General features: G+C 51.2%; 13 protein-coding genes and 1 pseudogene. 1 reads left to right on the top strand and 13 read right to left on the bottom strand.

What is annotated here, in order from left to right; all coding sequences use genetic code 11:
• Positions 1 to 80 precede the first annotated feature (80 nt).
• The 9 genes and pseudogenes from GS12_RS12895 to GS12_RS25310 all read right to left on the bottom strand — a co-directional run.
• The gene (locus GS12_RS12895; RefSeq protein ID WP_034947632.1) at positions 81 to 662 is read right to left on the bottom strand and encodes a hypothetical protein; all 582 of its coding nucleotides are present in this window, start codon (positions 660 to 662) and stop codon (positions 81 to 83) included.
• Positions 655 to 1,413, bottom strand: coding sequence for a PFL_4669 family integrating conjugative element protein (locus tag GS12_RS12890; protein WP_072016887.1), 759 nt, complete (start codon positions 1,411 to 1,413; stop codon positions 655 to 657). Before GS12_RS12890 ends, GS12_RS12895 begins: the two co-directional genes overlap by 8 nt.
• Before the next feature lie 319 nt (positions 1,414 to 1,732).
• Positions 1,733 to 2,962: an STY4528 family pathogenicity island replication protein gene (locus tag GS12_RS12885; RefSeq protein ID WP_034947629.1), complete on the bottom strand. Its 1,230-nt coding sequence runs from the start codon at positions 2,960 to 2,962 to the stop codon at positions 1,733 to 1,735.
• On the bottom strand, positions 2,962 to 3,531 hold the full coding sequence (locus GS12_RS12880; protein ID WP_034947625.1) for a DUF2857 domain-containing protein: 570 nt from the start codon (positions 3,529 to 3,531) through the stop codon (positions 2,962 to 2,964). The genes GS12_RS12885 and GS12_RS12880 overlap by 1 nt, the downstream gene beginning before the upstream one ends.
• Positions 3,532 to 3,637: 106 nt before the next feature.
• Positions 3,638 to 5,326, bottom strand: a complete 1,689-nt coding sequence (locus tag GS12_RS12875) for a ParB family protein (RefSeq protein WP_034947622.1) — start codon at positions 5,324 to 5,326, stop codon at positions 3,638 to 3,640.
• Complete coding sequence (gene dnaB-PI / locus GS12_RS12870; RefSeq protein WP_034947724.1) at positions 5,316 to 6,665, bottom strand: SPI-7-type island replicative DNA helicase; 1,350 nt, start codon at positions 6,663 to 6,665, stop codon at positions 5,316 to 5,318. The genes GS12_RS12875 and dnaB-PI overlap by 11 nt, the downstream gene beginning before the upstream one ends.
• Positions 6,666 to 6,752: 87 nt before the next feature.
• Positions 6,753 to 7,625, bottom strand: coding sequence for a ParA family protein (locus tag GS12_RS12865; RefSeq protein WP_034947721.1), 873 nt, complete (start codon positions 7,623 to 7,625; stop codon positions 6,753 to 6,755).
• A 309-nt stretch (positions 7,626 to 7,934) separates the two neighbouring features.
• On the bottom strand, positions 7,935 to 8,948 hold the full coding sequence (locus tag GS12_RS12860; RefSeq protein ID WP_034947618.1) for a tyrosine-type recombinase/integrase: 1,014 nt from the start codon (positions 8,946 to 8,948) through the stop codon (positions 7,935 to 7,937).
• A gap of 42 nt (positions 8,949 to 8,990) precedes the next feature.
• Positions 8,991 to 9,344: pseudogene (locus GS12_RS25310) on the bottom strand (conjugal transfer nickase/helicase domain-containing protein); the annotation flags it as partial.
• 436 nt (positions 9,345 to 9,780) lie between these two features.
• Between GS12_RS25310 and GS12_RS12850 the strand changes: the two are divergent.
• Positions 9,781 to 10,419, top strand: a complete 639-nt coding sequence (locus GS12_RS12850; RefSeq protein ID WP_034947615.1) for a glutathione S-transferase family protein — start codon at positions 9,781 to 9,783, stop codon at positions 10,417 to 10,419.
• 269 nt (positions 10,420 to 10,688) lie between these two features.
• Here GS12_RS12850 and GS12_RS23350 read toward each other — a convergent pair whose 3' ends face one another.
• The 4 genes from GS12_RS23350 to tnpA form a co-directional block, all read right to left on the bottom strand.
• Entirely contained in the window at positions 10,689 to 11,309 is a 621-nt protein-coding gene (locus GS12_RS23350) for a LysE family translocator (RefSeq protein ID WP_072016886.1), read from the bottom strand.
• 142 nt (positions 11,310 to 11,451) lie between these two features.
• A complete protein-coding gene (tnpC, locus tag GS12_RS12840; RefSeq protein WP_034947609.1) occupies positions 11,452 to 13,020 on the bottom strand; it encodes an IS66 family transposase in 1,569 nt (522 codons plus the stop codon).
• Positions 13,021 to 13,039: 19 nt separating this feature from the next.
• Positions 13,040 to 13,387 carry an IS66 family insertion sequence element accessory protein TnpB gene (gene tnpB, locus GS12_RS12835; protein WP_034947605.1) on the bottom strand — a complete coding sequence of 116 codons (348 nt, stop codon included), beginning with the start codon at positions 13,385 to 13,387 and terminating at the stop codon, positions 13,040 to 13,042.
• Positions 13,384 to 14,056 (bottom strand): IS66-like element accessory protein TnpA (gene tnpA, locus GS12_RS12830; protein WP_326929891.1); only part of this gene is annotated, 673 nt, incomplete at its 5' end. The genes tnpA and tnpB, both read right to left, overlap by 4 nt.

Below are 14,056 nucleotides of genomic sequence, written 5' to 3'. Positions count from 1 at the left end.
GCAGTGCGCAGGCATAAAAAATCGGCGAATATGGAGAATATAGTGATGGCCGGACCGGCCATCACGTAATGAAGCTGCCGCTAACGTATTTTTCCTTCAGCGACTTGTTTAATTTGGGTGAATAATTTACCCACGTAGTCTTCGCTGACGTGCGAGGCTTCACTTGAGCGGAAGGTAATATACATGCGGCTTCCCGCACCGTTTTTCTCCAGCTCAATAAGGATATTATCTTCAATACCCTCATCCGCCCCCCAATCCCTGCCCATTTTATAATAGGCCCCCGGCTGCGCATCCCAGGCATATCCTCCCTGAGTAATAGCGGCAGCCTTCATTCCCCCCTCCAGTCCCTGACCTTTTAAGGTATTCACGACATCACTGGAGATGAAATTGTAGTATCGCTTAACACGCGCAGCCGCAGTATCCACATCTACCGGGACTTCAAAATCTCGTGCGGTCTTCTGGTTCACCACCGGCGCATTCTTTGACAAAGTGGGAAGCCCTCCACTGTCACCGGCGTCCGTTTTCTTACCCATCGAAAGCAAGCCATAGCTCATATCGCTCACTTTTTTATTCCATTCAGCTACCTCGCTCCCTGCACAGCCGCCTAACAGCATGGCTGACAGTGCAACCCCCACAACCCTATTCTGGTTTATGTTAATCATCCTGATCTCCTTGTTTATCAACATCCTCCATTACCTTATGCTCCAGAGGCTCGGGCCGCAAACGGTTATTTAATAAACGAAGGCTTTCAGAATTGACCGGCGGTGAGAAACGGGAACGTTTTTTGCCGGACAATATGGCATCATCCAGTTCACCAAAATACTGTTGCGCCAGATCCACCGCATCGCCCCCCATTGCCAGCTCTTTACGACTGACAGGAAACGAGCGGTAACGCTGCGCCGTGGTGAATATTTTACGGATCTGGTGCCCACCATCCTGTAATTGATGATCGCGGTGCTGTCGCGAAATAAACCCATAATGGTGTGCCTGAAATAATTTCAATGCTAGCTGGTCGAAACCAACCAGCAGATACACACAGCGATAACCCACCGGAGTATGGCTGTGAACACCAATATTCAGAGGCCTGGTAGATACAACGCTGGATAATGTCATGCCAGGAAATTGTTGGATCATGTACTTGTCAGTTTTATTTAACTGCCGCTGGATATGCTGATGTGCATCATCAATCAGTTTTTCGACCTGATACATCACCGCATCAGCGTAAGGGTTATCCACCAGGGAATCCCTGTTGATATTGGAAACTAAACGGAAAAATCGGGGCATACCGATAATTGCTCCCTTATTTTCGTTTTTTTCGCGCCCCTGCCAGGTGCTGATGGCATAAAAAGTATGCAAATCGATTCGCAATTCTGAATGAAGCGCACCTGGTCTTTTCCCAGTAATCTCAGTCATTACACCCTCTGTTCGATTGTCTACGCAGAGTGAAATAATCAGAGATTGTCCGGCCCTCGAACAACGAGAAAGTATTTTTCTGGTTACGACAATTTAAAAGGCAAAAACAATATCACCTATCAATTGTCGCTGATTAATCGCTTATAACTGATTACACTGTAATCAGTCTGTACCTATCAATTATCTCTGATCAATCGTTTATAACTGATTACACTGTAATCAGTCTGTACCTATCAATTATCTCTGATCAATCGTTTATAACTGATTACACTGTAATCAGTTTATACCTATCAATATTCAATTATTAACTGCTGAAATCTTACATATTATAGGCTTCGCGGATCTCATCCATCATTCGGCTAATATGCTCTGCGGACGCTCTCTGGCGCACCTGCGGAGCAGACTGTAGGACAGGTTCAGGGCTATCCACCCGTTGAGCTGACTGCGGTTTACGCCTGGCCGCCCCTGTATTCACGTTAAATTGCCCATTCCTGGCCCGCTTTAACGTTGCCAGCAGGTAAGCGATCACATTTTTTATCTCGCCCGTGCTGACCCGCTCCGCGACTTCATCCAGTACCTGCTGCCCAAGTTCCGGCAGTGCCTGTAGCTGGGATTCCACATTGTCCCGGTCCGCCGTCGTCAGATTTTCGGTGAGCACTAACGGCCATTGCAGACGCCAGGTTTTTGCCTCGCCCTTCCCTACGTACGTATCTTTTACACAGTGTGTAACACTACGTACGTAACGGTTCGGATTCCGAACTCTGCCGCAATCCCTTGTATTCCGGCTGAGTTCGGATTCCGAACCCGGTAAATTTCCCCCCTGATTTATACTGAGTTCGGAATCCGAACTCGGTGATCCGGTGCCTGAATCGGTAATTTTTTGACTGAGTTCGGTTTCCGAACCTGGTGAAATAACCTGTCGTAGGGCAAATTCTTGAGGGGTTTGCGGTGAAGCAAGGCGGGTTTCAATTAGAGCGACGCGGGAATGACGATGGCGCATGGATTTGTCCTGCTTAATGTCATTCAGTACAGCTAATGCGGTTAGCCGGATGGTTTTATTGCCGTGCTGGCAGGCCTGGGCCACAGCATCGAGCCAGCCCGGGTCAAAATACTCCGCATCCCGAAACCCCAGCGGCTCATCATGTTGCGCATAGATATTGCCGCGAACGCGGCCACTGCTATCCCGCACGCGTTTGCACAGGCTTAACCACCCGGTCAGGCGCAGCATCAATAATGTGCGGCTGACGGTTTCCCGGGAGGCCTTGCCAGAATGAGGAGAAGCGAGCTGCACCTGTAGCTCTTCATAGGTAGGAAAGACGGCACCTTCATTTTGCTGGGCATAAAGCCGGATCATCACCCAGGCCGTTTTATCCAGCGGAGATAATCGGTTATCCAGATAAAGCTGTCGGGGAATGGCATCATGCACATTCCCCATATAGAGCAAGCCACTCTGCTCATTCACCGCAGCGCCGGACTGTGCTTTCTGCACAATCCGGGCCGTCATTTTGTTTAAGGTGTGCTCAATGACATTATCCAGTGCCAAAGCCATCAGCCTGCATTCCGCTGTTGTCGTTCTTCAACCCAGCTTTTTACCAGCGTCCACACAGACGTTAAGGCAATATCCTGTTGCTCAGCAATCAGCATCATGACTTCCAGCGCTTCCAGAGAGTCGAGATTTTCGATCTTTGCCGCCTGCCACTGTTCCCAGATAGCAATCTCCTCCTCCTCGCCGGGTGTCTGATTACGCCCCTGCCGGGTGACTATTCCCGCCAGGCGTCGACGCGTACTGACCTCTGCCGCCGTCAACCCAAAATAGCACTGCATCATTTCAATCGATCCACCGAGGGCCAGCGCACGATCGATACGTTGCAGGCGCACCTGCTCCTGTCGGGCCTGAACCAGCATCAGGTTCAAATTAGTGTGATTGATACGAAAGGTCAGGATAGAAACGGAGGAGTTTACAAGATAATGCAAATCCTCGACCGTTAGCTGGTTCAGCGCCTGAATTTCTTCCAGCGTCAGCCCCATCGCTTCACAACGCCGGATATTGCCGGACTTCAGCTCCATCAGGAGTTGCGTTAATAATGAGTTTGCTGCTATACCGGTTTGCAGGTTCATTATTCATGCCCTCCCCAGAGTAATCCGATATTAATGCCCCAGGCCACAAAACACAGAGTAACAAGCGTAATTGAAGGCCAGTCCTGACGCTGTAAATATGAGTTATTCATCCCTGCCTCTCTTCATCCCGACATTGACGCTGAAGCTCACGCAAACGCCGTATCACACGAATTAAACGTAAGAGCTTCACTGTCTGCACATCATCCAGCAAAGGCCAGTCTTCTGGTCGCTCAGTCCCGAATACAATGTTTGTCAGTTCCGTCGCTGACAGCGAAGCATCAGCATCGCCTGCCAGCCCCGCCAACAGTCGCGTTATCGGGGAGGCCTGCTGAACACGCACTTCCAGACGATATCCCACAGACCCGGGCGCATTGTCTTCACTAAGCTCCTGCTCGGCCTCAAGCACTTCAGCCAGCTCAAACGCCAGACGAAAAGCAGCATCCTGTAAGTGTTCGGGATCGTCCTGGAGAGCGGAAATCTGCCAGATATCCGTGACCGGTTCTAACCCGGTGTTGGCAAATGCAACGGGAGACTCCGCTACTTTATTTACCGGCGCAGTTGGTAGCGCTTCATGGTGCTCCACAGCAGCGGCATCAGATACGAAAGGAAGCGCCACTGAAGGAGCTGACTCACCATATAAATCAAGCTGCTCCTCTTCCTTTTGTTCCACCGGCTCCTGTGATACAGCCAGATCCACGGATACATGATTATCCGACAGCGAAATAACGGCATCAGGCTGGCGAACGACAGCAGAGGGCTTTTCGTTGGCCGAATGGTTAGCCTCAGAAATGAGGCTGACTGGAGAATCCGGCGTAGCCGCAGGAACGATGCTCTCTTCCTTTGCATCAGCACCCTTATCCGCATCAACGATATGCTGAGGCAACGGCGCGGGTTCACCGAACAACTTACGCCTATTCTGCTCATTCGGGTCAAGTTCGATTAGCCAGCGATCGTAGGTAATTCCAGGAGCGGGCATTGCCTGGAGTAACGCCGAGATTAACTCGTCTTTTAACGTCTCAAACGTGTAATGCTCAGGATCATCGAGGGAATGGCAGACCGTACCAAATACCTCGTTAAAACTGACCGATACTGGATAATCTACGGTGAAAATATTCCACGCCTTCAGGGCTGCACCGCGCAGAGTAACAAGCTGAGCAACCTGTGGCCGACCAATTCCCGAATTAAACAAGGCGGGCATATGCGGGTATAAGTGCTCAAGGGTGTACTCCATCCGGCTGATATTTGACTGGCTGACGGGATACCCTTCCGTCCGCAGAAAAAGCTCAAGTTCGCGCTGTGATACTATTTTCCCCGTCTCTTCTTGATAAATGGCCTTAGCTTTTGCAATCCCCAAAGCCCGTTCGATAAAAAGAAGATCGCCGCGCACATCATTTTCAGCCAGATGCCCAATAACGCACTTCAAACGCCCCGGCCACGGCGTGAAAACACACTGGATACGGCGGAAACGTTCGTCCTGTGTCTCTTCCCACAGTTCAGTCAGGATCGCATAACGGGTATTGCCGCCATCGCTGAAAATATATACATCTTCAGCACTGTCGGGGTTCCGGGTGATTTTGGGCACCGTCCCCAATCCTTTAACCCTAATAGATGCTTTGATGTCGTCATACTTTGGGTTGCGGTTAGTACGCGGGTTATCCGGGTTTGGTCGCAGTTGATCCAGCGTTAACACCATCGGCATTTCATTCACCGGCAACGCAGCCACAACGCCAGGTGCCGGAGAGCGCCCACGCTGCAACAACATATCTCCTAACGCCTGCCCCTTTTTAGAAGTCATAGCGACCTCCCGGGAAATCCTCAAACCGGGTAATTTCTGCCTGATACTTCACTTTAACTGTACCGGTTGGGCCGTTGCGCTGTTTGCCGATAATAAGCTCAGCGACACCTTTGTCCGAAGAGTGCTCGTCATAAACTTCATCGCGGTAGATGAACATAATCACATCCGCGTCTTGCTCTAACGCCCCGGAGTCCCTGAGATCACCATTGTTTGGTCTTTTATCTGCACGGCTCTCCAGCGCGCGGTTAAGCTGTGAAAGGGCAATAACCGGGCAGCCAATCTCTTTCGCAAGTGACTTCAGGGAGCGAGAGATCTCGGCAATTTCCTGAGTGCGGTTTTCCTGCCCCGTACAGCGCATCAGTTGCAGGTAGTCCAGAAGGATCAGTGAGGGATGCCCGTATTTACGCACATTTTTCCGCACCCGGGAGCGCAGCATCGATGGCGTCATAAAGCTATCATCATTGATAAGCAGGCGATCCTTCCACTCCAGAAGCTTTTTACTGGCCTCGCTGACTCTGGCCCAGTCTTCATCATCCATATTGCCGTTACGCAGATTTTGCAACGGGACGCGACCCAGCATGGCAATGAAGCGGGAGAAAAGCTGTTCAACCGGCATTTCCAGGCTGTAGATCTGCACTGATTTTTCTGCCCGGTTTTCCAGAGCACCTTCACACAGGTTCAGGGCCAGCGCGGTTTTGCCCATCGAAGGACGTGCAGCGACCAGAATCAGATCGCTGTCCTGGAGTCCACTGGTCATACTATTGAGTTGCTCAAAAGGCGTGGGAGTACCGGTGATCAGGTCTTCACTACTACAGCGCTGTTCCAGACCATCAAGATAGCTCTCCAGCGAGGAAATCAAATCAAACTGCTGACCGGAAGCCTGTAAGCCAGCAATCTCAAACAGACGTTGTTCTGCCTTCTCCATCAGAGCGGCAACATCGCTACGGACGTCTGCTGCCTGTCCTGCCAGATCATGCCCTAATGCCAGAAGCTGGCGTTTTTGCCCATAGCTGGCGACGTATTCCGCATAGGCAACAATATTGGCCACACTGGGGGTATTTTTTGAGAGTTCGGCCAGATAAGCAAAACCACCGCACTGTTCCAGCGCTCCCTGCTGCTCCATCGATTCTGAGACAGTAATCAGATCGATGGGTTTCCCCTGACTTAACAGCGCCTGCATCGCGATAAATATCAGGCGATGTGGTCGGGAGAAAAAACTGTCAGCAGAAACTATCGTGGCAATGTCATCCCAGCGGTCGTTATCCAACATCAGGCCGCCAAGAACGGATTGCTCAGCACTGATTGAATGTGGAGGTAATATCCGTTCGGCATTATTCATGTTGACCTCCGACACCTCGGCATTCTGCCAATGCTTTATTCAAGCGGTTTCGGGATAAGAGGCTGTATGTTGCACGATAGAGTTTCATTACTTATCCCCCTTTGGCTGGTTTTGCAGTACAACATCAAACCGAGCAGTCCACTCGGGGAACAACTCACATGCCAGATCGTGAATAGATTGGGCGGCAGGTGGCGTTCTGCGGTCAGTCTGATACTCCAGCCGGTGCGCAGGCTGAGACAAACTATGTCCCAGTTTATAAACATCAAGATCGAATATCTGAGTCGCCAGCATACTGACCGGAATATCGGTTGAGCTGTAGGTTCCCTCATCAATAATCTTCGTAATTGCCGTCAGCGCTTCTTTCGCCAGATTGGTGTAATCCATGCAATTCACCAGAATTCTCACCGGCGGCAGCGCAATACCAAATCCTTTATACGGAAGCAGCCCCTCCATCAGGGGAATGGTCCCACGCAGAAACTCGCGAACGTCGGGAACCACCGGCTTGATCATAGCGACCGCTGAGTGATTCGTTGCCAGCATCACCAGCTCCAGCATAATGGAACGGGCACCCTGCGAATCAATAATGACCACGTCATATCCGGAAAAAGCAGGGTGCTGTAATAAATTGCGCAGACGCAGGCGGCCATCAGGCGCATGCATCATGGCCGTTTTGAGTTGTTCATGGGGATCGTTGGAGATAATCAGATCGAGATTGGCAATAGTGGTTTGTGAGATAAGCTGCTGTGGCTGGTTAAGATCGGCTGTCAGCATGAGCAATTCATACAGGCCGTAAGGGGCTTCATACTGAAGATGGTAGTAACTGGAGGCTGTTGGCTGGGCATAATCGCCATCAATGAGAAGCGTTCTCAGACCAGCATCTGCACAAAAGCCACTGAGGTTAGCCGCATGAGTAGACTTACCTTCGCCGCCTTTGGTAGAAATAATAGAAATTACATGCATATACATCACCCGAATTTGTTATTCGGGCAATGGCAATCACTGATTAAAAATCAACCTTTGTCTACGCGGGGATTGAAAATCCCCGTGTCCTTGGTTCGATTCCGAGTCCGGGCACCACTTATTTGCATCAAAGCACGCTGGTTAGAGGTAACCCTTTAACGGGCGGAACAATGGAACTGGTAAGTCGATATCGCAGTGTTTTCCGAATTTGCACACTCGATGTTGATAGCTAGGTTCCTCTCAAAAAGGACACCTGTTGACGCAGGCGTCCTTTTCTCGATCACTAATGATTCTTACAGCTTGTTAAAGTTATGTCAAGGTATGTCTGGCTTCCTTCCTGTTGGGGGGGATCACATCCATATACAGTGACAATTCATCCTCTAAAGCCTGTCCTGTCACCTTCAAATCTAATTCAACGTATTCCATGGTCGTGCTGACACTTCGATGCCCCAGTAATCCTTTCACCATTGCCAGATTACGATCCGGTGATTTCATCATTTCTGTTGCCAGAGTGTGGCGGAAGCGATGTGGACTGACCTTAAAACCGCACTCTTTTGTTAGCCGGGAGAAGAACGAGCGAACAGGCTGTATCGCCAGCTCTGAGCTGGCCTCTACAGATGGATTCAGGAATCGCTTCATATCAAACAGATAATCTTCTGGCTCAGCGCCCTGCTCTGTGGCGCGTTCGACGAGTATTCGCATACGCTGGCGCACAAAACTGACCACGGGTACCAGCCACTCGCGATGGGTTTTGCTCCCCTCTTTACACAGCAACATGGAGTTAGCCTCCAGATCGACGTCCGTCAGACGGATGTGCAAGAGTTGGTTCTGCCGCATACCGGTTGAACGCAAAACATCAATGACCGTCTGCCAGTACCAAACCGGATAGAGCGCGCAGGGACGACATTTTCCCACGCGGCCCTTTTCACGTTCGTCAAATTGCTCTAAAACCAGATTCACCTTTACCAGCTGGTCACGGCTGAGAATTTTCTTTCTTTTAGTCCCCGAAGGTACCTGCGTTTCATTAAGCGGATTTTCCTCAAGCGTGAGCCATTTTTTCTTCATTCCCAGGTTGTAGAGTGCACGCAAATGACGCACTTTATTATTCCAGGTACTGGTCGTTAAACCTCGTCCTAACATGTCTCTGCGCCATAAAATCAGGTCACGATGTGTGACCTGATCGGGCAATACCGCCTCACCAATATATTTTCTGAATACCGACACCACGCGACGATAGCTTTTTTCTGTATCCGGGCGTAATGCCCTTGAGAAAAAGTATTCTTCGAGCAATTCTTCCCAGTCCATTGGACGCAATTTATTCATGATGTACCTCCTGATTAAAATGTAACGACACGGATAATCCCGTCAGGGAATAACCAGTACCGGACTATCGTCAGGTACGCTTTTTCCCCGGTAGAGCAAACCCGCTTTAATGAGATAGCCTTTGGTTCGTTTGAAAGGCCCCGAATGATCGGAACTTTCATACAAGTGTGAAAAATAGAAACGCTTTCCTTTGACCCGACGATGCTTTTCCAGCCGTTCAAAATCTTCCTGAAGGGCTTCGCGCTGGTTACTCTCCAGGCCTGAACTTTTCAGATAGAGATAAAAAATTCCGGGAACAGTGATAAAAACAAAACCAGAGACCAGATGTACTCGTGCGCCTGGGGTGTTAACAGGGATTTCGCCGGTTATCAGTCCATCGCTTAACCACTGCCAAAACTTGCCTGCATGACGATCGGACTCTGCTGGCGTCTGAACTGTCAACAAGACGTCTTCCGGGCGATGTATTTCTACTGGTTTCGGCTCCCCGGGTGGTGCAACTGCCTCAGCATCAGCTTCGTCTTCATATCCCTTCGCAGTCAGGCCTCTACCGACCGGTTCAATACCGCCATTAATTTCTGGCTGTAACCGACCTTCGTTCTCAGGTGCTGGCACCGCTATCGCCATAAGGGACAGTAATACCTGTGTATCTTCGTAACCGTCACATACAGACCGTATTAAGTTTTGTATTGCATTTTTACGGTAGATGGTGGTTCATCATGTAGCCGTTGAATTTGTGAGTAATGCACTGGTAAGTTGAATGAGCAGGTAGATGCAACGCTTAACGAGCTGCAGCAAAACCTTATACGTAATAACCGCGAAAGGAATAACGAGCATGCTTGAAGTCTGGGGAAGAAAGACCTCGTCCAATGTGCAGGCATTGATGTGGTGCATAGGTGAACTCAATTTACCTTATCAGCGGTATGATATTGGTCACCGATTTGGTGGTACAGATACACCCGATTTTTACGCTCTCAACCCAAACAGGACCATACCTGTCCTCAGGGATGGTCATCACAAACCATTATGGGAAACCGGCGCGATCCTGAGATATTTAGCTAACTGTTACGCGAAAGGAAGCTTCTGGCCATCTGATGTATTTGACAGAGCGGATGTTGATCGTTGGATGGAGTGGTCGAAATTGAATGCTGCGCTTCTCTTTACTGCGCCGATTTTCTGGCGGGTTGTTCGAACTCCTTCTCATGAGCGTGACAACAACGCGATTAAAATCGCTGTGAACGCCTTAGAGAAGAAACTTGTGATTGCAGAAGAGCAACTTATGTCCCATCCATTTTTGGCCGGGGATGCATTTACTCTCGCAGATATTCAGTTTGGGCATGTGTTATATCGATACTACGACATAAATATTGACCGAATGCCACTACCAAACCTTGATGCCTATTATTCTCGATTAAAAGAGCGACCAGCTTTCCGTGAACACGTAATGGTGTCCTATGATGAGTTAAGGGCTTAAAAAATCAGGCTATATCGCGACAGTTTCTGCTGCCTGCCGGGAGGCTGTGGACTTCAGATAGAATGTCAGTAATACATCCTGATGGTATTCAGCCAGCAACTGAACCGGCTTATTGATGCCTGAAAAGTCAGATTCCGGAAGGAATGATTGCAGTCTGAGAGACCACATTGACTAATGAATATTAGTCAATGTGGTCATTACCATTACATTAAGGGGAGTCTGGAGACCCATATATTCGGGTTGAATTCTGATTTCTATATTTCAGACTTTTATTTGCTACTGGCGGCAAGTCTTACCGCGAAGAAAACAAACAATCCGCCTGTCGATATATCCATCCACCTGATAACTCTTCCATTTTTTAATAAATTCGAAGCGAAGCGGGTGGTCATGATTAAGATGAGCGACCATAATGTACCTATCAGAACATGTATGGATACAAGTAAAAAGGTCCAGATAAACGGTGAGTGTCCGGAGGGTATAAATTGTGGCAAAAATGACACGTAGAAGATGCCCATTTTGGGATTAAGAACGTTGCCGAGCATACCTCTTAAAAACCAGTTTTCTGAAGCATGGACTTGATCATCTGACAGACGAAAACTGGAACGGGGACGGAAGAGCAGTAACACTCCGATGTAGCACAGATAACCAGCTCCGCACCATTTGAGAAGAGAATACGCGACTTCCGATACAGCAAGCACGGCTCCGAGACCAAACGCGACAATCGCCCCCCAGATATAACAGCCTGTGTCTATACCAAGAGCGGCCTGAAATGCCTTCTTACCACCTTCAGCAGAGGCGGTTCGTAGTATTAATGCTGTATCGAGCCCGGGGGTAAGTGTCAGAAGAAGGGCGGTAAAAGAGTAAGCCAGAAGCGCATCTGAAACAGACATTTTCTTTCTCCGAAAGCGAGGATTCTATTGAAATAGAAACAGCTTATCAAGCAAGGTTTTACTTTCAATAAGATGCAGAAAATGTCTTAGTCACGAACGTCTGACTGAATTTAAATTTATGTTTTTCGCCGGCTTTCTAAGATCAAATCTGGTGATTCGTATTCCAGGGTAACAGATTACGCAGCTGGTTTACCGGCCAGTCCTGGATATGAGCAATGACATAGCGAAGCCACGCCTCCGGCTCCACGCCGTTCAGACGGCAGGTTCCGATCAGCGAATACAATACGGCTGCTCGTTCGCCTCCGCTGTCTGATCCCGCAAATAGCCAATTTTTGCGGCCAAGCGCTACGCCACGAAGAGCGTTCTCTGCAATATTGTTGTCGATTTCCACCCATCCGTTACGGCAGCACAGGTTCAGCGCATCCCACTGCTTAAGCATATACATGAATGCCTTCGCCGTATCCGAGTGACGGGATAGCACCTTCATCTGCGCCTGTATCCAGTCGTACAGCGACTGCATAAGCGCGACGGTCCGCCCTTTCCGGACCGCCAGTCGTTTCTCTGCCGGACTGCCGCGGATCTCCGCCTCGATGGCATACAGTTCACCGATGCGCTTCAGCGCTTCGGTTGTTATGTCGGTCGGGGTACGGACATGAACGTCGTGGATTTTTCGCCGGGCATGCGCCATGCAGGCGGCTTCGATAATGCGGCCGTCTTCGTACAGCGCGTTATAACCACCGTAAGCATCTGCCTGCAGGATACCGCTGTACCCGGCAAGGTGTTGCTGAGGATGCATTCCCTTACGGTCCGGTGAGTACGCAAACCAGACCGCCGGTGGCAGTTGCGAACCCGCGTTGCGGTCATCCCGTACGTACACCCACAGCCGTGCCGTGCGGGTTTTGCCGCTGCCCGGCTCCTGAACAGGCACCGGGATATCGTCGGTGTGCACTTTGCCCGGCATCAGCACGTACTGTTTCAGCAGGTCATACAGCGGATCCAGCAGTTCGCTCACCGCGCCGGACCAGCGCCCCAGCGTGGCCCGGCTCAGCTCCACGCCCTGACGGCGGTATATCTCCGACTGACGATAGTGAGGTGTGTGCTCTGCGAACTTCGCCGTGACGATTCGGGCCAGCAGGCCGGGACCCGCGTAGCTGCGCTCGATGGGTTTTGAAGGCATGGAGGCCTGAAAGATGTGGTCACAGCGGCAGCAGGCCAGTTTGGGCCGCTGCGTTTCGATGACCTTAAAGGCGCTGCTGATGAGCTCCAGCTGCTCCGACACGTCGCTGCCCAGCGGGCTGAGGTCCCCACCGCACGCCGGACAGGCGGTTTCTGCCGGGGACAGTATGCGGGTTTCGCGGGGCAGTGAGGCAGGAAGTGGTTTGCGGGCGGAAGACTGGCGCAGCGGCTGCGGGAGCGCCGGGTCATGCTGCTCACCCAGCACCTCTGCCATCTCCTCCTGCAGGGCACCGATGCGTTCCTCAGCTTCACGCACCTGGCGCGCCGTTTTCTCACGCAGCTTTTCAGAGCTTTTGCCAAACTGCATGCGCTGCAGTTTGGCAACCAGCGCTTTCAGGCGGTTAATTTCGCCGGCGTACGCCGCCACCCGCTGCGAGAGCAGACGGTTATACTCCGCCATTTTACGAATGGTGGTCTGCTGCTCCTGCAGCTGCGCCCTGAGCCGGGCGTTTTCATCAGGGTGCGGGGTGTCCATGAACCCACTTTACAGCAGGTTATATCCGCAGGCCAGGGCGTTCCGTCCGCTGCGGATGTTTCCAGTTTATGCCCTCCAGCAGCATGGACAGCTGCGCCGGCGTCAGGTGGACTTTGCCGTCGCGGGTCACCGGCCAGACGAATTGCCCGCGCTCCAGGCGTTTGGTGAACAGGCACAGGCCGTCCCGGTCCGCCCACAGCACCTTTATCATGTCGCCCCGCCGCCCGCGAAAGATAAACAGGTGCCCGCTGAACGGGTCCGTTCGCAACGTGTTCTGCACCTTCGCCGCCAGCCCGTTGAAGCTGCAGCGCATATCTGTCACGCCAGCGACCAGCCAGATACGTGAGCCAGCCGGAAAGTTAATCATGCCTCACCATCCCTGAGTTCGCTGACCATTGCACGCAGCAGCTCCGGCGTCAGTGGCCCGGTCAGGCTCAGGCTGCCGCCCGGCAGTGTCAACTTGCAACTGATGACCGGTGGCAGGTCTGCTGATACGGCCCCGTTGTGTCTGGATGGCGGCGGCAGAGGCTCCACAGTGACCGGAATGAGAGTGGCTCTGCTGGCAGGGTCCAGCAGCCCCTGTCGATGAAGGTTACGCCAGTTAAACACCAGGTTATCGTTAACACCATGCTCCCGCGCCAGTTCTGCCACACAGGCACCCGGCTGCAGGCTCAGTTCCGCCATACGGATTTTGAACTCCAGTGGCCAGTCCGGGCGGCGTTTTTTGACAGGCAGGTTTGTTTCAAGATTGAAGGCGTAGAGCTCCTCCTCCAGGCGCTCAGGCGTGTATTCCTCCGGCAACGGCCAGTTAATACCCGTGCGGCGAAAACGCTTGAACATTTTATGCATAGAGGAAGTACTGATGTTCAGTTGCTCAGCGATTTCACGGTAAGTCAGGGCGTCGTTAAAGCGCAGGCTGAGTGCAGCTGTGATCCAGGGCCTTCTGGTGTAAGGCGTGTTTCTGTCCACGGTAGTGTCCATGTTCGCGAAAATGTCCATGGTAGGAAACACGGGGAAAAATAAAAGACGGTCTGAA

The sequence above is a fragment of the Erwinia oleae genome (assembly GCF_000770305.1).
In the GTDB taxonomy this organism is placed as follows: domain Bacteria; phylum Pseudomonadota; class Gammaproteobacteria; order Enterobacterales; family Enterobacteriaceae; genus Erwinia; species Erwinia oleae.
This window is presented reverse-complemented; position numbering and strand designations above follow the sequence as displayed.